The following is a 22,830-nucleotide window of genomic DNA, read 5'->3' as shown; positions in this document are numbered from 1 at the left end:
GATTGTATAAAAATCACTTTGAAATCAGTTTCCCCATCACATAATCTTCCATCAAATACCCTTTTCCAATTTCTATATCCACGGTTTCTTTAATTTCAAAACCTATTTTTCTATAGAAATTCAAAGCGGTATTAAAACGATTTACGTTTAATAAAAGTTGATTGGAATTATTTTCTAAAGCCATTTTTGCGATTTCTTCAAATACTATTTTACCAAAACCTTTTCCTTGTGTTTCTGGCAAAAGATAGATTTTATGAATTTTGGTTATAGCTTCATTTTTATAATTGTGTTCAATTCCGATAAAACCAATTATAGAATCAGCATCGGAAATCATATAAAACAACTGCTCCTTATTCTGAATTTGTTTTGAAAGCGCTTCATCAGAATATATCATATCCAACATATATTCTAATTGTTCTGCAGTTAGAATTTCGCCATACGTAATGGGCCAAGTTATATGTGCAATCTCTTGAATTTTGGCAATATCTTTAATTGACGCTTCTGTAATTTGAATCATATTATTTTTTAAAAACTTGATTTTCTTGTTCGCTTACGCGGATGAAAGTGGTTCGTTTGGTTAACTCTTTTAATCTTGAAGCTCCTACGTAAGTGCAAGTGCTTCTTATTCCGCCTAAAATATCCAAAACAGTATGAATAACATCTCCTTTAAACGGAACTTGAACTGTTTTGCCTTCGCTAGCTCTGTATTCTGCAACGCCACCAGAGTGTTTATCCATGGCTGTTTTCGAACTCATTCCGTAAAATTGCTTGAATTTCTCTCCATTTGCTTCTATTAGTTCTCCCCCGCTTTCCGTATGACCTGCCAGCATTCCGCCTAACATTACAAAATCGGCTCCTGCTCCAAAAGCTTTGGCAACATCGCCTGGAGTTGTACAACCGCCGTCGCTTATAATGTGTCCGCCTAGTCCATGGGCAGCATCGGCACATTCAATAATAGCTGAAAGTTGCGGATAACCAACACCTGTTTTTACGCGAGTCGTACAAACTGAACCTGGTCCGATTCCGACTTTTACAATATCGGCTCCTGCCAACAATAGTTCTTCGGTCATTTCACCTGTAACGACATTTCCAGCGATAATGATTTTATCAGGATATTGTTTTCTGGTTTTCTTTAAAAACTGGACAAAATGTTCAGAATAGCCGTTAGCTACATCTATACAAATAAATTTCAGTAACGGATTTGCGGTGATTATTTTTTCAATCTTTTCAAAATCTTCTTTTCCTGTTCCAGTACTTACTGCAATGTAATCGTAAATATCAGGAACTGCATTTTTTAAGAAATTATTCCATTCCTCTAAAGTGTAATGTTTATGAATTGCCGTAAACAGCTTTTCTTTGGCCAAAACCTTCGCCATTTCAAAAGTTCCTACGGTATCCATATTAGCCGCCATAATTGGAATTCCTGTCCAAGTTGCAGTACTATGCAAAAATTTGAAATTTTGTTCTAAGGAAACTTCAGATCTGCTTTTAAGCGTTGATCTTTTAGGTCTAAACATTACATCTTTAAATCCTAATTTCAGGTCCATTTCTATTCTCATAGTTCGAGATTTTGGTTACTCTCAAATGTAAGAATTTCTGATTTTAGATTTCAGATATTAGATTAACAAAAACTTGAACTTTTGAACAATTAGGGTAACAAATCTGCTTTAGAATTCCACAGAGATTGACAAAAGATCTCGCAGAGATCCGCAAAGTCTAATGACAAAGAACGTTTCGACTTCGCTCAACGTGACAAACTTGAAACTTGAAACAAAAACTTATCCGTGAATCGTTTCGTTTTTCCCGTAATTGGTAATGATAGATTCTTCAAAAGCTAACCATTCTCTCCAACGTTTTTCAACATCAATTCCAACTCCGTATTTACGCGCGTAGGTAATAAAAGTGGTATAATGTCCTGCTTCACTTTCCATTAATTCTCTGTAAAAAACAGCCAATTCTTCATCTTGAATATTTTCTGAAAGCACTTTAAAACGTTCGCAGCTTCTGGCTTCGATCATAGCAGAGAAAAGAAGTCTTTCTACAAGACCAGAAACGCGACTTCCGTCTCCACTTCTTTTCATATATTGATATAGTTCGTTTACATATTCGTCTTTACGCTCACGACCTAATTTTAGTCCTCTTTTGATAATTATATTATGAACTTGTTCAAAATGATCTACTTCTTCTTTTACTAAAGCCAATAAATCCTGAACCAAATCCTGATGCTCTGGATTGTTTGTAATAATCGTAATGGCATTGGTTGCTGCTTTTTGCTCGCACCAAGCGTGGTCGGTTAGAATTTCTTCTATATTCTTCTCAACAATATTTACCCATCTTGGGTCGGTTGGCAATTGTAGTCTTAATACGCCCATTTCTTTAATTTGTTTCAGGTTTATTTTGTTTTAGGTTTCAAGTTTTTATTCTAAACGAAAAAAGTTTAAAGTTTCATAATGCGTTTATTATCACATTACAAAACTTTAAACTTGAAACCTTAAACTTTAAACTAATTAATAAGCAAAAATCGGTCTTTCGCTCATCATTTCGTTTACTTGTTCAGCAACTTCTTCGATAACCGCTTCATCTGTATGGTTAGATAAAACTTTATCGATAAGTTCAACAATAGTTTCCATATCTTTTTCAACTAAACCACGAGTTGTGATTGCAGCTGTTCCAACACGAATTCCAGATGTGATAAATGGAGATTTATCGTCAAAAGGAACCATGTTTTTGTTTACTGTAATTTCAGCTTTCACTAATGCATTTTCAGCTTCTTTACCAGAAATATTTTTATTTCTTAAGTCAATAAGCATCATGTGGTTATCTGTTCCGCCAGAGATAATGTTGTAACCTCTTTTTACGAAAGCATCAGCCATTGCGTTTGCATTTTTTTGTAATTGCATTGCATAAGTAAAGAATTCATCTTTTAATGCTTCACCAAAAGCAACTGCTTTAGCAGCAATAATGTGCATTAAAGGTCCACCTTGATTTCCAGGGAAAACCGCTAAATCCAATAATGAAGACATCATTCTGATTTCTCCTTTTGGCGTTGTTAATCCTTGTGGATTTGGGAAATCTTTACCCATTAAAATCAAACCTCCACGTGGTCCTCTTAATGTTTTGTGAGTTGTTGTAGAAACAATATGACAGTGAGGAATTGGATCGCTTAATAATCCTTTTGCGATAAGACCAGCTGGGTGAGAAATATCAGCAAATAAGATTGCTCCTACACTGTCAGCAATTTGTCTGAAACGAGCAAAATCCATATCACGAGAATAAGCAGAAGCTCCAGCGATGATTAATTTTGGCTGTTCTTTAGTTGCAATTTCTTGAATTTTATCATAATCTAAACGACCAGTTTCAGCATCTACACCGTAGAATACTGGACGATATAAACGTCCTGAAAAGTTTACAGGAGAACCGTGAGTTAAGTGACCTCCGTGAGATAAGTCAAAACCTAAAATAGTATCACCAGGATTTAAACAAGCGTGGTATACAGCTGTATTTGCCTGCGAACCTGAGTGAGGCTGTACGTTTGCATATTCAGCGCCAAACAATTCTTTAGCTCTGTCAATTGCAATCTGCTCAATAACGTCAACTACTTCGCAACCGCCGTAGTATCTTTTGCCAGGATAACCCTCAGCATATTTATTAGTTAAAACAGACCCTGCTGCTGCCATTACTTCATCACTTACAAAATTCTCAGAAGCAATAAGCTCTAGTCCGTGAATTTGTCTTTCTTTCTCCTCTTGGATAAGATCAAAAATTTGTTCGTCGCGTTGCATTTTTTTGTTTTTCGTTAATTTCACGCAAAAATACAAAAAAACGTTTGTCAAACAGCTAGATTATGATATATTTGACATGTAATTTTTCAACAAACAATTAACATTAAACATGCCAATAACCGCCAACGATACCAGTAGAAAATCATGGTTAGAAGTGCCTCAAAATAGCGACTTCCCTATTCAGAATATTCCTTTTGGTGTATTTCTTACCAAAGAAAATGTCGTTACAGTAGGAACGAGAATTGGCGATTATGCCATAGATTTAGGGGCTTTACAGCAATTAAACTATTTTGAAGGAATAGAATTGACCGATGATATGTTTATGCAGGATACGCTGAATGATTTTATTTCTGACGGAAAAAAAACATGGCGTCTGGTTCGAAATCGTATCGCAGATATTTTCGACGAAAACAATCCGCAACTAAGAGATTCAACAAAACACCGAGATATTGTTATATTTAAAATTGAAGATGTAGAAATGCAGCTTCCTGTTTTAATTGGTGATTATACTGACTTTTATTCAAGCAGAGAACATGCTACAAACGTAGGTAAAATGTTCCGTGATCCTGATAATGCATTATTGCCGAACTGGCTCCATATTCCGGTTGGATATCATGGAAGAAGTTCTACAATTGTGCCATCTGGAATTCCAGTTCACCGACCAATGGGACAAACCTTGCCTGCTGGCCATGACACGCCTGTTTTTGGTGCTTCACGCTTAGTAGACTTTGAATTAGAAACTGCTTTTATCACAACAGATGTGAATGTAATGGGCGAAAATATTTCAACTTATGAAGCTGAAGACTATATTTTCGGAATGGTTTTATTAAATGACTGGAGCGCTCGCGATATCCAGAAATGGGAATATGTGCCACTTGGACCATTTTTAGCTAAAAACTTTGCCACATCCATCTCGCCTTGGATTGTTACTATGGATGCTTTAGAGCCTTTTAGAACAAAAGGTCCAAAACAAGATCCGTCACCGCTTCCTTACTTACAGACAAAAGGTAAAAAAGCTTTTGACATTCATTTAGAAGTTTCGTTACAACCAGAAGACCAAGAAGAAACTGTGATCTCAAGATCTAACTTCAAATATATGTACTGGTCTATGGCTCAGCAATTGACACACCATACCTCAAACGGATGCCGTGTAAATTCTGGCGATATGATGGGTTCTGGAACTATTTCTGGCCCAACTCCTGATAGTTTTGGTTCTATGCTGGAATTAACTTGGGGTGGAAAAAATCCATTGAAGTTAAAAGACGGAAGCGAACGTAAATTTATTGAAGATAATGACACTGTAATTATTCGCGGTTTCTGTGAAAATAACGAAGTAAGAATTGGGTTTGGAGAAGTTTCTAGCCAATTGTTGCCTCCTTTTACAAGACAATGAAGAGCAGAACAGTCTGAAGAAATATAGAAATAGAAAAACCTTGGCGATAACCAAGGTTTTTTATGCTTTTTAATCTCTTAAAATCGTAGAAATTTTAAACCATATAAGTGATTTAAGCTCATTTAATTCAGACTTAATTTTCTTTTATTACTTATATGGCTTTATATATTAAGCAGGAATCTGCTGACTTAAGCAATGCAAAGTTCCGAATCCCCAGATAAAATCAATACAACTGATACCGATTACTTCTCTATCAGGAAAACATTCTGCTAATATGTTTAAGGCTACACGATCATTGCTGTCATTGAAGGTCGGAACTAAAACACAATTATTCAAAATCAAGAAATTAGCATAACTTGCTGGCAAACGTAAATCTTCAAAATCAACACGTTTTGGCATTGGAAGCGCTACAATAACTGGAGATTTCCCGTTTTCTAATTTTGCATTCTGAAGACGTTTCAAATTATCCTGCAAAGGCTTGTAATTTGAATCATTTTTATCTGTTTCAACAATCGTTACAATCGTATCTTCATTTACAAATCGACATAAATCATCAATGTGGCCGTGAGTATCATCACCTTCAATTCCATCTCCAAGCCAAATTACATTAGTCACACCAAGATATTCTTTAAAAACGGCTTCGTAATCTTCTTTGGTAAAACCTGGATTTCTAACCTGAATTGTTGGATGCATTAAACATTCTTCAGAAGTCAGTAAAGTCCCTTTTCCATTTACATCAATTGCTCCGCCTTCAACAATTACTGGCTTTCCTTTATACATGACCTGTGTTAGTGGAACATCAATAAAATCAGCCACTTTACCTGGAACAAATTTATCTAATTGATAATTTTTATATTTTGCCCAACCATTAAAATTAAAGTTTAACGCTTCTCTTTTTGAACCATTCTTTACAATAATTGGCCCTGAGTCGCGCATCCAGCTTCTGTTGGTTTTATGAAGAATATAAGAAACGTTTTTGATATTTACGCGGGCTCTTTCAAGCATATCAGCAACTTTTTCTTTTAGTTTTTCATCGGCAACCACCAAAAAAACAGTTTCAAAAGTGGCTACTTTTTTTATAAATTCTACAAAAGCCCATTGAACTGCTTCGTATTTTCCCGGCCAGTCATTGCCATTGTGCGGAAAACACAATACAATTCCTTGCTGTTTTTCCCACTCTGCAGGAAATCTTCTATTATTTGTTGACATAAATAGGTTCTAATTAAGAAAGTGCAAAGATAAGCATTCGTTAGGATTTTAAAACAAATGAGTAAAAATCATACTCCATTTCACAATAAATATCCTTCAAAAATTAAGTTAAAGATTAAATAATACATCCTTAATATTTAACAGAGACCTCAGAATTACTTTTGCCAAAACTAAAAACTAACACATGAAAAATTTATCAATCTCATTATTAGCGGCACTTTTCATATTAGCAAGCTGTAACAATGATGAAAATTCGAACACCGAACCTGAAGTTGTTGTTAACGAAAATCCTGGAACTTTTAAAGAAATTGGTTCTATCACAATTGGCGGAGAAGCTGCAGCTGAAATTTCTGCTTACTGCGAAAAAACAAAAAGACTTTTTACAGTAAACAACAGTGGCGTAAACCAGATTGACGTTATTGACATTACAGACCCTACAAAACCAATGAAAATTGGAAAAATTGATTTAACTGCTTATGAAGGTGTTGCGAACAGCGTTTCTGTTTTTGACGGAAAGCTAGCTGTTGCTTTAGAATCTACTGTAAATAAGCAAGGAAACGGAAAAGTAATTATTTTTAATACTTCTGATTACAGCTTAATCAAACAAGTAACTGTTGGAGCATTGCCTGATATGATTACTTTTTCTCCAGACGGAAAATTTATCATGACTGCTAATGAAGGTGAGCCAAATACTGATTATACACAAGATCCTAACGGAACGGTTTCTATTATTGAAACAAGCGCTTATAATGTTACAACACTTGATTTTAGCTCATTAGCTGGTCAAGCTGCGGCATTAGCAAAAGATGGATTTAGAGTTTCAAAATTTGCTAAAACGAGTTTTGCTCAGGATATTGAGCCTGAATACATTACAATTTCTGACGATTCTAAAACTGCTTGGGTAACTTTACAGGAGAATAATGGTGTTGCAAAAGTTGATTTAACTTCTAAAACTATTACTGCGATTTACCCTTTAGGATTAAAAGACTACAATACTGCTGAAAACGCAATTGACGTAAGCGACAGTGACAGTAAAATTGCTTTTAACCCTTGGAAAGTAAAGGGTCTTTATATGCCAGATGCTATCAGTCATTTTACTGTAAACAATACCCCTTATTTTGTTACAGCTAATGAAGGAGATGCAAGAGAATACACCGCCTATACTGATGTGAAACGTATGAAAAGCATGACACTTGATGCAACAGTTTTTCCAGATGCAGCAACCTTAAAATTAGATGCTAATTTGGGCAGATTAAATTTAGTTGCGGATATGGGAGATACTGATGGAGATGGCGATTTGGACCAAATGGTAAGTTTTGGAGGAAGATCGTTTTCTATATGGAATGGAAACACTGGAAAAATTGTTTTTGACAGCAAAAATGATGTTGACAAAAAGACCAACGAAATAGGCACGTACGACGATAAAAGAAGTGATGACAAAGGTTCTGAGCCAGAAGCTGTAGTTGCGGCTAAAATGGGAAATCAAAACATTTTGTTTGTTGGTCTAGAAAGATCTGACGCTTTTATGGTTTACGATGCTACAAATCCGACTTCACCACAATATTTGCAAACTGTAAAAACAGGAGATGCGCCAGAAGGAATTCTTTTCATCCCTGCTTCAAAAAGCCCTACAAAAAGAAGCTTATTAGTGGTAAGTAGCGAAGGAGATGGATCTGTTAAAATTTATCAGCCTGATTTAAAATAATAACTTTTTTTTTAGGATAGCAAACGGGACAAAATGTGAATTTTGTCCTTTTTTTATGCATTCTATTATACTAATATTAACGGATTTACACAATTAAATGCCAAAAGATGGGAATTATGTAAGGGTATATACAACACAATCTAAAATTCGACCTCTAATTTTGCTTCAGAGTTTAAAATAAAAACAATTTAATTTTTGATATCATGAAAAAGAAATTAGTATCAGTATCCTTATTATTGCTATCATTTGCTGCGGGCGCTCAAAATATGGCTACCACTTCTACCAAACCTAGTGTAGATCAAGAATACAACAAATGGTCGATCGAACTAAATGGCGGGGTTAATAAACCAACTAGAACAATGACTCCAGGTTATACTACAGAATCATTAAATTTTTTCCACGGTGATTTAGGTGTTAGATATATGTTTAGTCCAAAATTTGGGGTGAAATTAGATGTTGGTTACGATCAATTTAAAGAGAAAAAAAACACTCCAGATTTTGAAAGCCGTTATGTTAGAGCAAGTTTACAAGGAGTTATCAATGTTGGACGTGCTTTAAATTTTGAGACTTGGACAAACACAATTGGTCTTTTAGCTCATGGTGGTTTCGGGGTTTCTCAAATTAGTACTGAAACTGGATTTGGGGGTCAAGATTACATGGCTCACGGAATTGCCGGTTTAACGGGACAAATCAGATTGAGTGATCGTGTTGCTTTGACAGGAGATCTTACTGGAATTGTTAACGGAAGACAAAACTGGAACTTTGACGGAATGGGAACTACTTCTACAGGTGCTTTTGATGGTGTTTTATTAAACGCTTCTGTTGGTTTAACATTCTACTTAGGTAAAAACCAAAAACATGCTGATTGGGTTGGTGAAGAAGACAGAATTAGCGAATTGGAAAAAAGAGTGGACTTAATCGAAACTGGCCTTTTGGACACAGACAAAGATGGAGTTGCTGATTTATACGATTTAGAACCAAATTCTATTGCAGGAGTTGCCGTTAACACTAAAGGACAATCTATTGATACTAATCAAAATGGTGTACCAGATGAGTTAGAAAGCTACTTAGATAAAACTTACGAAAAGAAAGGTGCAGGAACAGCTACAAACAATACAGTTGAAGAATTAATCAACGGAGGTTATGTAAATGTTTATTTCGATTTCAATTCGTCTAAACCAACAAATGCATCTTTATCTGGTGTTGATTTCTTAGTGAAATACTTGAAAAATAATCCTGGAAAATCTGCTGACATTATTGGTTATGCTGACGAAATTGGAAATTCAAACTACAATGTTGAGTTATCTAGAAAAAGAGCTGAAGCTGTGAAAAAAGTAGCAGTAAATGCTGGAATTGACGCTTCAAGATTGAATGTAATTGCTAATGGAGAAGATACTTCTGTTAACAAAAATTCTAAAGAAGCACGTCAAATCGTGAGACGAGTTACTTTCCAAGTGAAGTAATCTATATATAAAGCTAAAAACGAGAAAAGGAGCTATTCAATTGAATGGCTCTTTTTTGTTTATAAAAATTAGAGTTTAAAAAACCAAATTTTGAAGACTGATTATAAAGCTTCGGAGAAGTTAAATATTTATAGCAAATAACAAATGTTTATAATATAAAGCTCAAGAGGAATAACATGCTCTTTTGAAACTTAATATATATCGCTCCTCCGGAGCTTTTCCATTTGCCGCTATAAACATTTAACTTCTTCGAAGCTTGCATAAAAAAAGGACAAAATTCACATTTTGTCCTTTTTTATATTTTAGATAAATTGATTATTTATCGATTGCTCTTTTTGTAATATCTCCAAAAGCATCAATTCTTCTGTCTCTGAAGAATGGCCAGTTCTGACGTACATTTTCTTGAAGATCTAAGTCAACCTCAGCAATTAAAATTTCTTCTTTATCATGTGAAGCTTGAGCTAAAATTTCTCCTTGCGGTCCAGCAATAAATGAAGCTCCCCAGAATTGAATCCCTTCTGTCCCGTCGATATACTTTTCTAAACCGATTCGGTTTGCAGCTGCAACGAAAACACCATTTGCTACAGCGTGACCTTTCATCACGTTCATCCAAGCGCCATATTGATTTTCTCCATATTGCTCTTTTTCTTTTGGATGCCATCCAATTGCTGTTGGATAGAATAAAACTTCTGCTCCTTTAAGCGCTGTGATACGAGCCGCTTCTGGATACCATTGATCCCAGCAGATTAAAGTTCCAACAGTTCCTTTTTTAGTTTCAATCGCTTGGAAACCTAAGTCACCTGGAGTGAAATAGAATTTTTCATAGAAATGAGGATCGTCTGGAATATGCATCTTACGATATAAACCAGCTTCAGTTCCATCAGTATCGATGATATAAGCACTATTATGATAGATTCCAGCCATTCTTTTCTCGAAGAAAGGAACAATAATTACTACTCCTAATTCTTTTGCCAATTCGCTGAATGCGATAAATGAAGTGCTGTAAAGTGGTTCTGCTAATGCAAAATTCTCTACATCTTCACTTTGACAAAAATAATGACTGCTATATAATTCAGGCAATAAGATAACTTCTGCACCTTGACTCGCAGCGTCTCTTACCCAGCTGATACATTTTTTAAGATTATTTTCGGCAACATCATTCAGGTTTAACTGAATAACCGATATTTTATACTTTCTTTTCGCCATGACATAAAATTTAGAGTGCAAAAATAGTACTTTTTAAAGGAATGGCAAAGTCGATAACTTTTATATAACAACTAATCGACCTGTATTATTTCATATAAATCAAAAAACCATTTTACATTGATTCAAATCTCTGTAAAATGGCTTTTAACCTAAAAAAATATCAGCTAAGCTTCTTATTATTCGATAACTACTTTCTGAGTTAAGAATTCTGTTTCTGATTTCTTGAATTTGATTTCAAAGGTTCCTTTTGTAGTAGACTTGAATTTATAAACTGTTTTCTTTGGTTCTGGCACTTGCTGGGTACAAACTTCTGATGGGTATTTCGCAATTACTTGCAAACCTTTTACAGATCCAATTGTTACTTCTGAGATTTTATCAAATTCTGCACAAGCGTTATCAACTGTGTAAGTCACATCGTAGCTTAGTTCATCATTAACTTTTCCTGTTGCCGGTCCTTTAATTTCTGTTACTAAAGCTGCCTTTGTGGTTGGAGCTGGTACTTGATCCTTATCATCATCACTGCTGCATGAAACAAATCCAATTGATAAAAATAATACTACTAAAGCTGTTTGTAATCTAAAACTTTTCATATAAAATAATAATTAATTGTTAATTACTATGAAGACAAGACTTAGTTGCAAAGGTTGCTTAGAAGAAATGTTAAAAAATTCAGATTATCAATTAATATTTTAAAAATCAACAACTTATTCAATAAAAATTATTTAAAAAAATACGGTTATTTCTTATAAAAACAAAAACTCTCTAAAATAGCCCCGATAGAAACGGCATCTTTTTGTTGTGGGGTTCACAACAAAAAATATAGTGGATAGCGGGACTGAACTTTCTTTTAAATGAATTGTTCCTGCTCCTAAACAAAAAAAACACCAGCGTCTAACTGGTGTTCCTTTTATTATTTTTAAAGCTGAATTAAGCTGTTTTCTTTTGAAAAATCTTTTTGAAAAGATTTATAAAAAGTAAAACTATAAATCCTAGAACCAATCCAACTGTAAATTCTTTGAAGATTGAAGGGATTTTAATTTCTTCTGACAAATGGTGAAAAAATGGAATATAGTGTACAAATATTCCTCCAGCCACTAAAAGCAATGCAATCGTCCCAATTACGGTTAAACTTTTGATTACAAATGGAAGAGCTTTTACTAACAGGTTTCCGATAAATCTTGAAAGACTCTTTTCACTTTTGCTAGATTTTATAAGCTTGAAACCTGCTTCATCCATTCTAACGATAAGCGCTACTATTCCATAAACCCCAATTGTTGCCACAAGTGCAATTATCGAAGTTACTATTATCTTCTGCATGAGAGGCTGTTCCATTACTGTTCCTAATGCGATAATCACAATTTCAACTGAAAGAATAAAATCAGTTACAATAGCTGATTTTACTTTGTCTTTTTCGATTAATAAAATTTGTTCTTCAGTAAGAACTTCATCTGTAATTCCCTCAGATTCTTCATGTTTATGAGGTACGATAAACTCGTAGATTTTTTCGGCTCCTTCGTATGCTAAAAAAAGCCCTCCTAAAACTAATATTATTATAATGGCAATCGGAAAAAATGCACTTAAAAGGAATGCAACTGGAAGAATAATGATTTTATTCAATAAAGAACCTTTACTGATAGCCCACAAAACCGGTAATTCTCGTGAAGATGCAAATCCAGAAGCTTTTTCTGCATTTACAGCTAAATCGTCACCTAAAATCCCTGCTGTTTTTTTTGCGGCAACTTTACTCATTACTGCAACATCATCCATAATTGCTGCGATATCATCTAATAGTGCGAAAAAACCTGAACCCATTTTTTAAATTTATTTTTTAGTGACGCGAATCTAGACATTTTGGCTTAATCTGCCCAATAATATTGCATCAAAATTTATCTTTTTATTCGTATTTTTCTGTACAGGATTTAGTTGCATTGTCCTAAAAGAACCCAAAGAATAATAAAAACTATAATGGTTCCGAAACATCCGCCTCCTAATTTTTTAGCACCATATCCTGCTAATAATCCTCTGAAAATATTGTTCATGATTTTAATTTTTTAATTAATAATTTGCTGATTTTTACAAACTTAAAATTGAATATTTCTTCAATATTTATTGTTATAAGAATTGTGTAAAAAGTTTCAGAATTCACGGCAAAAAAAAGCACCAGCTTTAACACTGATGCTCTTCAAGATTAACTAAACAAAAATAATTATTTAACTGTCTGGTTTCTAAAAACCAATTTGCCGTCGAAAGCATCTAATAAAATGATGCTGTCTGTTGTAATATTTCCTGCCAAAATTTCTTTTGACAATTGATTTAAAACTTCACGCTGAACCACACGTTTCACTGGTCGAGCTCCAAAATGTGGATCGTAACCTTTGTCTGCCAAATACCCAATAGCCTCTGGAGTAGCATCCATTGTAATGCCTTGCATAGCCAGCATTTTGGTCACGCTCTTTAATTGTAAACTCACAATTCTCGAGATATTTTCTACCGTAAGCGGTGTAAACATTACAATCTCGTCAATACGGTTGATAAACTCAGGACGAACAGTTTGTTTTAACAATCCTAAAACTTCGTTTTTAGCTACTTCTGTTGCTGCTTCAACACTTCCTTTTAGGTTTTCAAATTTCTCCTGAATAATATTACTTCCCATATTTGAGGTCATAATGATAATCGTATTTCTAAAATCAGCCAGACGTCCTTTGTTATCTGTCAAACGTCCTTCATCTAGAACCTGCAATAAAATATTGAACGTATCTGGATGCGCTTTTTCGATCTCATCCAACAATACAACAGAATATGGCTTTCTACGAACGGCTTCTGTCAGCTGACCTCCTTCATCGTAACCTACGTATCCTGGAGGCGCACCAACCAAACGGCTCACACTGTGGCGTTCTTGATACTCACTCATATCGATACGAGTCATTGCATTTTCATCATCAAAAAGGTATTCGGCCAAAGCTTTTGCCAGCTCTGTTTTACCCACTCCAGTTGTTCCTAAGAATAAGAATGATCCCACGGGTTTTTTCATATCCTGCAAACCGGCACGGCTTCTACGAACAGCATCACTCACGGCTTCTATCGCTTCTTCCTGTCCTACTACACGCTTGTGCAATTCATCTTCAAGATGCAATAGTTTTTCTCTTTCTGTCTGAAGCATCTTGGTTACCGGAATTCCTGTCCATTTTGCTACAACTTCCGCTATATCTTCTCTGGTAACTTCTTCTTTGATTAAAGAATTTCCAGATTGGAATTCAAGCAATTGTTTCTGCAATGTTTCTTGGCGTTCCTGTGCTTCTTTTATTTTTCCGTAACGAATTTCAGCTACTTTTCCGTAATCTCCGTCACGTTCTGCACGTTCTGCTTCGTATTTAAAGTCTTCAATTTCGTGTTTTACAGCCTGAATTCCGTCAACGATATCTTTTTCCTGTTTCCATTTTGCATAGATTTCGTTGCGTTCTTCTTTCAGGTTGGCCAATTCCATACCTAAAATTTTCAGTTTGCTTTCTTCTTTTTCACGCTTAATGGCTTCAATTTCGATTTCCAACTGCATGATTTTACGATCCAAAACATCTAATTCTTCTGGTTTCGAATTGATTTCCATACGCAATTTAGAAGCCGCTTCGTCCATTAAGTCGATCGCTTTATCTGGCAAGAAACGATTCGTAATATATCTTTGCGAAAGCTCAACTGCCGCAATAATTGCTTCATCTTTAATCTGAACTTTATGGTGCGTTTCGTATTTTTCTTTGATTCCACGAAGAATTGAAATCGCGCTTTCAGTATCAGGTTCATCGATTAATACTTTTTGGAAACGTCTTTCAAGCGCTTTATCTTTTTCAAAATATTTTTGATATTCATCTAAAGTCGTAGCTCCAATTGCTCTTAATTCTCCACGTGCTAAAGCTGGTTTTAAGATGTTTGCCGCGTCCATCGCACCTTCACCTCCACCCGCTCCAACAAGCGTATGAATCTCATCGATAAACAACACGATGTCACCTTCTGCAGCTGTAACTTCTTTTACAACCGATTTTAAACGTTCTTCGAATTCTCCTTTGTATTTCGCTCCGGCAATCAAAGCTCCCATATCTAATGAGAAAACGATTTTTTCTTTTAAGTTTTCAGGAACGTCACCATCCACAATTCTGTGCGCTAATCCTTCTGCAATCGCAGTTTTACCAACTCCAGGCTCACCAATAAGCATAGGGTTGTTTTTGGTTCTACGAGTCAAAATCTGCAATACACGACGAATTTCTTCGTCACGTCCAATAACTGGATCTAGTTTTCCTGTACGAGCTAATTCGTTTAAATTTTTAGCATATTTATTTAGCGAATTATAGGTTTCTTCTGCCGAAGCTGAAGTTACTCTTTCGCCTTTTCTTAATTCTTCAATAGCAGCTTTAAGACCCTTTCCTGTAACTCCCTGATCTTTTAAAATCTGAGAAACTTTACTTTTTGAGTCAAAAATGGCTAAAATTAAATGCTCGATCGAAACGTATTCGTCGTTCATTTTTTGTGCGATAATTTCAGCTTCATTCAAAGCTTTATTAGCATCTCTGGAAAGCATTACATCTCCTCCAGAAACTTTTGGAAAACTCTGAATTGTACTGTCTAAAATTTGTAAAAACAAAGGCACATTTACATTTAGTTTTTTCAAGATAAATGGTGCCACGTTTTCATCAACTTCAAAAATAGCTTTGAAAATGTGTTCATTTTCAATTTGCTGTTGGCCATTTCGCTGTGCTAACTGCTGAGACAGCTGAATGGCTTCTTGCGATTTAATAGTAAACTTATTTATATTCATATTTTTACGTTTTTGATTGATTTTATTTGTTTGACATTTTATAAGATTAAAGTTACGATTTATTGAGGTACTTTTTTAACTCAAATAATTTAACTTTGCATTGAAACAGACAAATTATATTCCATAGCATAAAAACAGACAAAAAGACAGTTTAAATCAAATTTTTCTCGATTTAACGCGTCAAAAAGTCATAAAACAAGCCAAATATGAGTTTTTTTAATTCAATCTTCGGAAGTTCAGAGAACTCAGAAGCCGCAAAAAGTAAAGTAAACTGGACAGAATTAACCGATATGCTTCAATTAATGGAAATTGAAGCCATTTCTCAAGAAAGACCAGTTGTAATTTTCAAGCATAGCACAAGATGCAGCATTAGCCGTATGGCTTTAAAGCAATTTGAAAGAGAATTTGATCTTGAAGGTGTGGTTGATGCGTATTTTTTAGATTTAATCGCACACAGAGATATTTCAAATGAAATCGCCAGCAGATTTGGCGTTTATCACGAATCTCCTCAATTGATTTTAATCAAAAACGGAAAAGCAGTTTACGATGTTTCGCACAGCAATATTGATGCTGAAGCGTTAAAAAGTAAGATCTAAGTTATAAATTATGAGTTGTGAATTATGAATTATGAGTTAATTACTTAACTTAGAATACAACAAATTTTAAAATCTAAAAACCTGATATTATTTGTATAATTCCAGGTTTTTAGATTTTTACGCCAAGTCCAATTTTAATTCAAATTAGCGCTCAACTCATAATTCATAATTCACAACTCATAATTAAACTTAAAAACTTCCATCAGATCCGCCTCCACTGAAACCTCCTCCTCCAAACTCCATTGGAGAAGCTTGCGGCTTTACTTCTGGTTTCATACCGAAAGTTGAAGCTACAACTAAAGCTTCTGCATTTAATAAGCTATCTGAATGATTGATTCTATCTGGTTTAAAAGTCAGACCGCTTTCTTTTTCTTTTAAATTTCTAATTGAAAAATAAGCAATTCCGAATAAAACTATACCGCCAAGTGTAAGCGCAACCTCAATCGGTAAAACCGAATGATAAAATCGAATCGTATAAATTGAAAATCCTATAGCTAAAAAGCTAATCCAAAGCATTAATCTGTCTTTCGTTTTTAAAGCCTGAACCAAATAAAGTACTGGAACTATAAAAGTGAAAGCATAAAAGAAAAATGCAAACGGAATATCTATTCCAGGTTTTACTTCTGTTCCTAAAAGCTCTGCTGAAAGTTCTCTAACAACCAAGTAATTACAAGAAAGATAAAATAAAACTAGACAAAAACTATTTGCCAATAATAGTCCGTTGTAATAATACCTTTCGTTCAGACGATTCATCATTTTTTTCGTCAAAAAGTAAAAAACTCCTGCAAAAATCATTGCTGTAAATGGTAAAATAGCTTTTCCGATATCTCCAAATTCAAACATTCCAAAAAACAAAAATGCCGTTGCAGAAAGGCAGAACACAAGCATTGAAATTACATGCAAATACCTTAGAAAGATAAAAAGCGCTCCAACTGCTACAAAAAAAGCAATTACCATTTCGTAACCTTCCGTTGTTATTCCTATTGCTGCTCCTAAGCATAAAAGCGCATTCAAAATAAAAGCATCGTCTAAACCGTGATTATGATACCCCTGATTTGCAAGCAATTCTACTCCTGCAAATCCAACTACAGCAAAAATATAACAGCAGATTTTAAAAAATGTATTCTCAGCGCTTAGCCCAAACAAAGAAATTGCTCCACAAATTGAACCAAATAATAAACAGCCAAGCAAAAAGAAACCTATTCTAACAAGGATATTTTTCTGGCTTTTTAAAACTGGAAGTTCTTTTTCTATAAATTTCTTCTGTTCTTTACTGATAAAACCTCCTTTGTACAAAGCATCCGCTTCATCCGTTAAAACCTCATTATCCAATAATTGTTTGTTGTATACTATCATTCTGCGATTTCTTTATGGAAGTTTTTAATCAATTTAATAAACATAATAATCGAACCAACAAAGTAAGCTGGCAACAAGAAAATAAGTAATTCCCAAATATCAGAGAAATCAACATTTTCAAAAATTCTGAACAAAACAATGTTTCCGCCGATATAAGCGTAAACAATCATAAATACATATAGAGACATGGCTTTATACTGATAACTGGCTTTATAAAAATAATACGTTGAACCAGCTAAAATTAGAGCAAATAGTATCCAAGTTAAAGTATCATAACCAGTTAAATTACTAATTGCCGCGATGCTTACAATGTGTAGCGCAAAAGTGAGAAAAACCAAACCAAAATGAGCTTTGAGTGAAATTCGCTGGCTATAGATTGTCCATAAAACCAATAAAACTCCTAACATTACTGCTGAATAGCTTAAACTTTGGCTTGCATACAAATTATTACTGTCATTAAATATATCTTGTGGTGTAACTGAAAGTCCCACATAAGCCGCCAAACCAGTAATTGCAATAGTTAAAACACTTCGATTATCAAAATAATATGCGCAAAAGAAACTAACAATGGTTGGTACTAAAGTAGCCAAACCGTAATGCTCTCCAAAGGGTTTATATTGAAATTGGAGATACCCAATGAAAATACAGGTTAGAATATTTCCCGCCAAAACCAGATATTCTAAAACAGGATGTTCAAATGTTGTTTCTGATTTCTGAAAACCTTTGGAATGTTTGAAACAATAAAAAAAGCAAACTGCAATCACAATTAAAAGCAATGATAGAATGGCAATATGCCCGATGGTATCAATATTTTCATAAATCAAAATTCCAATTCCTGAAGTAAACAGCAATACTGATAAATAAAGGAACAATTTTAATTCCGCGTTTAATGAAAAGATTTTTAGGCTTCTATAGGTTTTAACTTCTTCAAACTGATTTTCAGTAATTAAGCCTTTCTCAAAAAGATGGAGAGCAGACTGATCTTTAAATTTTTCCATTGGTACGTTTTAAACTGTCACATCAAATATATGTATTTAGCATGAATTTTCTGCTTTTACATAATAACCTTTACTGTTTTTTATAAACATATCTACAGTTTATTTGAATATTATAAACGTAAAAACAACATTTATAATTTTAAAAATCAAACCTTTAAAACACAAAAAATTAATAAATTAATTTGAAATTATTTTAATTCTTTTACATTTGTGCAATCGATTACATTTAACTATTAAACCACAAAAAACCAATACTTAAAAATGAAAGCAAAACTTATTTTATTAGCATTGTTTCTGCCTTGTTCCTTTCTGTTTGCTCAAAATTATTTCATGAGCACCCCAGAAGGTTTTGGAGCTTCTGCAACTGGCGGCGGAAGTGCAACTCCTGTTACAGTTACTACTCCAGCTGATTTGACTGCAAAACTAAAACTAAGTACTCCGCAAGTTATTCTAGTTTCGGGAACTATAAATTGCACTTATACAAGTTTACTAGTGAATGATAAGACCATAATTGGACTTCCGGGCGCACGATTAGTAAATCTGGATCAAACGGTTGCTGGCTCAGGGATTTTAAGTTTAAAACCTGGTTCAAACAACATTATTATTCGAAATTTAATTTTTGAAGGCCCTGGTGCATACGATGTAGACGGACGCGATAATCTTACTTCAGAAGCTACTAATCTCTGGGTTGATCATTGCGAATTTCAAGACGGAATGGACGGGAATTTTGACAATAAAGGCGCAGCAGATAACGTAACCGTTTCTTGGTGTAAATTTACCTATTTAAAAGCTCCAAAAGCTGGAGGTTCTGGCGGAGCCGATGATCATCGCTTTTCTGATTTGATTGGTTCTTCTAAAACTGACGCACCATCTGATGCCCATTACAGTATTACTTTTAAAAATTGCTATTGGGCTGAAGGCTGTAAAGAAAGAATGCCAAGGGCAAGAAATGCTGAGCTTCATATCTTAAACTGCTATTATAACACTTCTGTTTCTGGTTCGCTTGCCATTGGCTTAGGTGGCGGAAGCAACAATACAACTTGCTATGTTGAAGGAACTGATTTTGCTAAAATAGGAACAGCTTTTAAAAATTATATAAGCACTGATGGCGGAACAATCGGAATTGCTTTTACAGATTGCTTAAATGCTCCTGCAAATTCAGGAACTGCAGTTACAAAACCTTCTTACCCTTATAGCGTTCTGCCAATCGCGAATGTTGCGGGCTATATTTCAAATGCTTCATGCGGAGCCGGAGCAACACTTCAGGTTACTCCTCAAGGCGTTCTTTCTACAAGCTGCAATAATTTAGGCCTTAATGACAACAATGCAAATAATCTGGATTTGAAGTATTATCCATCAGTTATAAACCGTCTTTTGAATATTGATTTTTCAAGTTCCGATAATGGTTTAGCTGAAGTAAATTTGTTTTCTTCAAATGGTTCAAAAGTATATTCGCATTCCAAAAACGTTTCTCCTGACGAAAAATTAGAATTAAACGTCGGAAATCTTGCAAAAGGCATTTATGTCTGTAAAGTACAAATAGACAATCGAAGCAAAACATTTAAATTAGTAAAAAACTAATTCTTTTATAAAGCAAAAGGTCATTGAAACAAATCAATGACCTTTCTACATTTTATAGCTTACTTTTCACATTTAACAAAACTAAAAAGCTGCTTTCATTTTATCTTTAATCGCATCTAAGCATAAATTATTGATACTACCTTCGTGCGTGTGTTTTGTTGCTTTTGGAGATTGGTACGTTCCAGCTTCTAATTGTTCTGCAACAGCTTTGTAAGCATCTCTAAACGGCATTCCTGCAACTACCATTTCATTTAAAGTATCTACAGTAAACAAATAATCGTATTTTTTATCTTCTAAAATATGATCTTTTACCGTGATATCTTTTATAGAAAAGATTGCAATATCCAAACAAGCTTTCAAGTTCTGAATTGCTGGAAATAAACCTTCTTTCAAAAGCTGTAAATCTCTGTGGTACCCGCTTGGAAGATTATTTGTGATTAAAGTGATTTCATAAGGAAGCGCCTGAATCTTGTTGCATTTTCCTCTGATTAATTCGAAAACATCCGGATTTTTCTTGTGAGGCATAATACTAGAACCTGTTGTAAGATGCGCTGGAAGACCAATAAAATCAAAGTTTTGGCTCATATACAAACAAACGTCCATTGCAAATTTTGATAACGTTCCAGCAACGCTCGTCATAGCAAAAGCAACTGTTTTCTCAGCTTTTCCACGGCTCATTTGCGCTGCGACAGCATTATATTTTAAAGTTTCAAAACCTAATTCCTGTGTTGTAAATGTTCTGTTGATTGGAAATGAGCTTCCGTAACCCGCAGCAGAACCTAACGGATTCTGATCTACAATTTTTGAAGCTGCGTTCAGCATTGTAATATCATCGATCAAGCTTTCAGCGTAAGCTGAAAACCACATTCCGAAAGACGAAGGCATTGCGATTTGTAAATGCGTATAACCTGGCAATAATACATTTTGATGTTTTTCTGCCGATTCCATCAACAAATCAAACAAGGTCTTTACTTGCTCTTTTATCGCTTTTAACTCGTCTTTTAAATACAAATGCACATCAACCAAAACTTGATCGTTACGAGAACGCGCGGTATGGATTTTCTTTCCTGCATCACCTAGTTTTACTGTTAACAGATATTCGATTTTAGAATGGACGTCTTCAAAACTGTCTTCTATTTCGAAATTACCTACTACAATATCCGCAATGATTTCGTTTAAAGCATCAACTAAAGACGTTGTTTCTTCTTGAGTTAATAAACCAATTTGCCCTAACATTTTGGCATGAGCAATTGAACCTAAAGCATCGTATTTCGCCAAAACCAAATCTAGTTCACGGTCGTTTCCAACGGTGAATTGCTCGATTTGTTTATCTGTTGGTATTCCTTTTTCCCAAAGTTTCATAGGTTTTATTTTTTTTCGCCACGAATTCACGAATTATTTTTTGATAATCTTTGAAGATATAAATTCGTGAATTCGTGGCGGTTTTTCTTTTCTTATAATTTAAAGAAATCGGTTAGTATTTTAATATACAAATCAACTCCTTCTACAATTTCGTTTACAAAAATAAATTCGTCTGCTGAATGTGAACGTAATGTTTCTCCCGGCCCTAATTTCAAAGACTGACAACTTAGAACCGATTGGTCTGAAAGTGTTGGAGAACCATACGTTGTTCTTCCTAAAGCAATTCCTGCTAGCACTAAACCGTGATCGATGGGAATAGACGAAGCATTTAAATGCATAGATCTGGGCGTAACTTCTGCGTTTACATTTGCTTTGACTACTTCAAGAATTTCAGCATTGGTATAACGATCGGTTACGCGAATATCAACAACCAAATCACATTCTGATGGCACAACATTATGCTGTTTTCCAGCATTAATCTGAGTTACAGTCATTTTTACAGGACCTAAAACATCTGAGATTTTGTCGAATTTATAGTTTTTAAACCATTCCATTACCGGAATTGATTTGTATAAAGCGTTATCATCGTTTTGATGAGCGGCGTGGCTTGCTGTTCCCTTTACTTTTACGTCTAAAACCAAAAGTCCTTTTTCAGCAACTGCCAATTGCATTAAAGTCGGCTCACCTACAATTGCACAATCTAATTCTGGCAAATGTTTTAAAACACTGTTTAAGCCATTTTTTCCACTGCTTTCTTCTTCTGCAGAAGCCACAATTACAATATTGTGAGAAAGATTTTGATTTTCGTAGAAATATACAAAAGTTGCCAGTAACGAAACTAAACAGCCTCCTGCATCGTTACTTCCTAAACCGAATAGTTTTCCGTCTTTTTCAATTGCTTTAAACGGATCATTGGTGTATGCCTGATTTGGTCGTACAGTATCGTGATGTGAGTTTAATAAAACTGTTGGTTTATTTTCGTCGAAATATTTGTTGAAAGCCCACACATTGTTGTTTTCTCTCTTGAATGGAATTTCATTCTGATTGAACCAATTTTCTATTAAAAGAGCCGTCTGATCTTCTTCACTTGAAAATGAAGGGGTTTCAATAAGACTTTTTAACAAACTAATTGCTTCTTGGGTAAGCGTATCTATATTTTTCATTTTATTAAGGTTCAAAGGCTCAAAGGGACAAAGCAACAAAGTTTTTAAGTGCTTTCCAATGACCATTTTTACTTGCGCAAATTTATTTAAAATACCTTGTGCGCTCTATTTTTTTGCCACCAATTAAACGAATTTTCGCAAATTACTTTTTTGTTACAGATTTAAAATCAAAATAATCTTTTTAATCTGTGACTAAAATTATTTTCTATTTT

The 22,830-nt window shown here is 34.5% G+C and carries 18 protein-coding genes; 5 read left to right on the top strand and 13 right to left on the bottom strand.

All coding sequences use genetic code 11. The features are described 5' to 3' along the window. Positions 1-13: 13 nt before the first annotated feature. The 4 genes from GR162_RS13945 to glyA all read right to left on the bottom strand — a co-directional run bounded on the left by GR162_RS13945 (position 14) and on the right by glyA (position 3,782). Positions 14-517, bottom strand: coding sequence for a GNAT family N-acetyltransferase (locus GR162_RS13945; RefSeq protein ID WP_160782665.1), 504 nt, complete (start codon positions 515-517; stop codon positions 14-16). A 1-nt stretch (position 518) separates the two neighbouring features. Then, positions 519-1,559 carry a GMP reductase gene (locus GR162_RS13940; protein WP_160782664.1) on the bottom strand — a complete coding sequence of 347 codons (1,041 nt, stop codon included), beginning with the start codon at positions 1,557-1,559 and terminating at the stop codon, positions 519-521. Positions 1,560-1,778: 219 nt separating this feature from the next. Further along, on the bottom strand, positions 1,779-2,372 hold the full coding sequence (locus GR162_RS13935; RefSeq protein WP_008463152.1) for a tRNA-(ms[2]io[6]A)-hydroxylase: 594 nt from the start codon (positions 2,370-2,372) through the stop codon (positions 1,779-1,781). 135 nt (positions 2,373-2,507) lie between these two features. Next, on the bottom strand, positions 2,508-3,782 hold the full coding sequence (glyA, locus tag GR162_RS13930; RefSeq protein WP_160782663.1) for a serine hydroxymethyltransferase: 1,275 nt from the start codon (positions 3,780-3,782) through the stop codon (positions 2,508-2,510). Between the two features lie 109 nt (positions 3,783-3,891). Here glyA and fahA point away from each other — a divergent pair, with 109 nt between their 5' ends. After that, complete coding sequence (gene fahA, locus GR162_RS13925) at positions 3,892-5,175, top strand: fumarylacetoacetase (RefSeq protein WP_008463150.1); 1,284 nt, start codon at positions 3,892-3,894, stop codon at positions 5,173-5,175. A gap of 168 nt (positions 5,176-5,343) precedes the next feature. Here fahA and GR162_RS13920 read toward each other — a convergent pair whose 3' ends face one another. Further along, the gene (locus tag GR162_RS13920) at positions 5,344-6,384 is read right to left on the bottom strand and encodes an agmatine/peptidylarginine deiminase (protein ID WP_160782662.1); all 1,041 of its coding nucleotides are present in this window, start codon (positions 6,382-6,384) and stop codon (positions 5,344-5,346) included. Between the two features lie 184 nt (positions 6,385-6,568). On the opposite strand from GR162_RS13920, the gene GR162_RS13915 reads away from it, so the two are divergent. Continuing rightward, on the top strand, positions 6,569-8,089 hold the full coding sequence (locus GR162_RS13915; RefSeq protein WP_160782661.1) for a choice-of-anchor I family protein: 1,521 nt from the start codon (positions 6,569-6,571) through the stop codon (positions 8,087-8,089). 203 nt (positions 8,090-8,292) lie between these two features. Beyond that, on the top strand, positions 8,293-9,552 hold the full coding sequence (locus GR162_RS13910; RefSeq protein WP_008463144.1) for an OmpA family protein: 1,260 nt from the start codon (positions 8,293-8,295) through the stop codon (positions 9,550-9,552). Positions 9,553-9,867: 315 nt separating this feature from the next. Here the strand turns inward: GR162_RS13910 and GR162_RS13905 are convergent, their stop codons facing one another. From GR162_RS13905 to clpB, 4 genes are all read right to left on the bottom strand, one after another. Beyond that, positions 9,868-10,758, bottom strand: a complete 891-nt coding sequence (locus GR162_RS13905; RefSeq protein ID WP_008463142.1) for a carbon-nitrogen hydrolase — start codon at positions 10,756-10,758, stop codon at positions 9,868-9,870. Positions 10,759-10,934: 176 nt separating this feature from the next. Continuing rightward, positions 10,935-11,348 carry a hypothetical protein gene (locus GR162_RS13900; protein WP_160782660.1) on the bottom strand — a complete coding sequence of 138 codons (414 nt, stop codon included), beginning with the start codon at positions 11,346-11,348 and terminating at the stop codon, positions 10,935-10,937. Positions 11,349-11,685: 337 nt separating this feature from the next. Further along, positions 11,686-12,570: a DUF808 domain-containing protein gene (locus GR162_RS13895; RefSeq protein WP_160782659.1), complete on the bottom strand. Its 885-nt coding sequence runs from the start codon at positions 12,568-12,570 to the stop codon at positions 11,686-11,688. Positions 12,571-12,964: 394 nt separating this feature from the next. Further along, entirely contained in the window at positions 12,965-15,562 is a 2,598-nt protein-coding gene (gene clpB, locus GR162_RS13890) for an ATP-dependent chaperone ClpB (RefSeq protein ID WP_160782658.1), read from the bottom strand. A 206-nt stretch (positions 15,563-15,768) separates the two neighbouring features. Here clpB and ytxJ point away from each other — a divergent pair, with 206 nt between their 5' ends. After that, positions 15,769-16,158 carry a bacillithiol system redox-active protein YtxJ gene (ytxJ, locus tag GR162_RS13885; protein WP_160782657.1) on the top strand — a complete coding sequence of 130 codons (390 nt, stop codon included), beginning with the start codon at positions 15,769-15,771 and terminating at the stop codon, positions 16,156-16,158. Between the two features lie 189 nt (positions 16,159-16,347). Here ytxJ and GR162_RS13880 read toward each other — a convergent pair whose 3' ends face one another. Further along, a complete protein-coding gene (locus tag GR162_RS13880; protein WP_066034989.1) occupies positions 16,348-17,514 on the bottom strand; it encodes a hypothetical protein in 1,167 nt (388 codons plus the stop codon). Beyond that, complete coding sequence (locus GR162_RS13875) at positions 17,511-18,512, bottom strand: DUF2157 domain-containing protein (protein WP_160782656.1); 1,002 nt, start codon at positions 18,510-18,512, stop codon at positions 17,511-17,513. The genes GR162_RS13880 and GR162_RS13875 overlap by 4 nt, the downstream gene beginning before the upstream one ends. A gap of 261 nt (positions 18,513-18,773) precedes the next feature. Between GR162_RS13875 and GR162_RS13870 the strand changes: the two genes are divergently transcribed. Beyond that, positions 18,774-20,093, top strand: a complete 1,320-nt coding sequence (locus GR162_RS13870) for a T9SS type A sorting domain-containing protein (protein WP_160782655.1) — start codon at positions 18,774-18,776, stop codon at positions 20,091-20,093. A gap of 81 nt (positions 20,094-20,174) precedes the next feature. Here the strand turns inward: GR162_RS13870 and argH are convergent, their stop codons facing one another. Both argH and GR162_RS13860 read right to left on the bottom strand, forming a co-directional pair. Then, positions 20,175-21,455 carry an argininosuccinate lyase gene (argH, locus tag GR162_RS13865; protein ID WP_160782654.1) on the bottom strand — a complete coding sequence of 427 codons (1,281 nt, stop codon included), beginning with the start codon at positions 21,453-21,455 and terminating at the stop codon, positions 20,175-20,177. Between the two features lie 92 nt (positions 21,456-21,547). After that, entirely contained in the window at positions 21,548-22,618 is a 1,071-nt protein-coding gene (locus GR162_RS13860; RefSeq protein WP_160782653.1) for a M20 family metallo-hydrolase, read from the bottom strand. Between the last annotated feature and the right edge of the window lie 212 nt (positions 22,619-22,830).

The sequence above is a fragment of the Flavobacterium sp. HBTb2-11-1 genome (genome assembly GCF_009826975.1).
GTDB lineage: Bacteria > Bacteroidota > Bacteroidia > Flavobacteriales > Flavobacteriaceae > Flavobacterium.
This window is presented reverse-complemented; position numbering and strand designations above follow the sequence as displayed.

What these genes read in the sequence shown, in the direction of transcription:
- GR162_RS13895 (WP_160782659.1), bottom strand. Translation starts at nt 12,570, where the DNA reads ATGGGTTCAGGTTTTTTCGCACTATTAGATGATATCGCAGCAATTATG.
- GR162_RS13920 (WP_160782662.1), bottom strand. Translation starts at nt 6,384, where the DNA reads ATGTCAACAAATAATAGAAGATTTCCTGCAGAGTGGGAAAAACAGCAA.
- GR162_RS13945 (WP_160782665.1), bottom strand. Translation starts at nt 517, where the DNA reads ATGATTCAAATTACAGAAGCGTCAATTAAAGATATTGCCAAAATTCAA.
- GR162_RS13860 (WP_160782653.1), bottom strand. Translation starts at nt 22,618, where the DNA reads ATGAAAAATATAGATACGCTTACCCAAGAAGCAATTAGTTTGTTAAAA.
- glyA (WP_160782663.1), bottom strand. Translation starts at nt 3,782, where the DNA reads ATGCAACGCGACGAACAAATTTTTGATCTTATCCAAGAGGAGAAAGAA.
- GR162_RS13915 (WP_160782661.1), top strand. Translation starts at nt 6,569, where the DNA reads ATGAAAAATTTATCAATCTCATTATTAGCGGCACTTTTCATATTAGCA.
- GR162_RS13940 (WP_160782664.1), bottom strand. Translation starts at nt 1,559, where the DNA reads ATGAGAATAGAAATGGACCTGAAATTAGGATTTAAAGATGTAATGTTT.
- GR162_RS13935 (WP_008463152.1), bottom strand. Translation starts at nt 2,372, where the DNA reads ATGGGCGTATTAAGACTACAATTGCCAACCGACCCAAGATGGGTAAAT.
- fahA (WP_008463150.1), top strand. Translation starts at nt 3,892, where the DNA reads ATGCCAATAACCGCCAACGATACCAGTAGAAAATCATGGTTAGAAGTG.
- GR162_RS13870 (WP_160782655.1), top strand. Translation starts at nt 18,774, where the DNA reads ATGAAAGCAAAACTTATTTTATTAGCATTGTTTCTGCCTTGTTCCTTT.
- clpB (WP_160782658.1), bottom strand. Translation starts at nt 15,562, where the DNA reads ATGAATATAAATAAGTTTACTATTAAATCGCAAGAAGCCATTCAGCTG.
- argH (WP_160782654.1), bottom strand. Translation starts at nt 21,455, where the DNA reads ATGAAACTTTGGGAAAAAGGAATACCAACAGATAAACAAATCGAGCAA.
- ytxJ (WP_160782657.1), top strand. Translation starts at nt 15,769, where the DNA reads ATGAGTTTTTTTAATTCAATCTTCGGAAGTTCAGAGAACTCAGAAGCC.
- GR162_RS13910 (WP_008463144.1), top strand. Translation starts at nt 8,293, where the DNA reads ATGAAAAAGAAATTAGTATCAGTATCCTTATTATTGCTATCATTTGCT.
- GR162_RS13880 (WP_066034989.1), bottom strand. Translation starts at nt 17,514, where the DNA reads ATGATAGTATACAACAAACAATTATTGGATAATGAGGTTTTAACGGAT.
- GR162_RS13900 (WP_160782660.1), bottom strand. Translation starts at nt 11,348, where the DNA reads ATGAAAAGTTTTAGATTACAAACAGCTTTAGTAGTATTATTTTTATCA.
- GR162_RS13875 (WP_160782656.1), bottom strand. Translation starts at nt 18,512, where the DNA reads ATGGAAAAATTTAAAGATCAGTCTGCTCTCCATCTTTTTGAGAAAGGC.
- GR162_RS13905 (WP_008463142.1), bottom strand. Translation starts at nt 10,758, where the DNA reads ATGGCGAAAAGAAAGTATAAAATATCGGTTATTCAGTTAAACCTGAAT.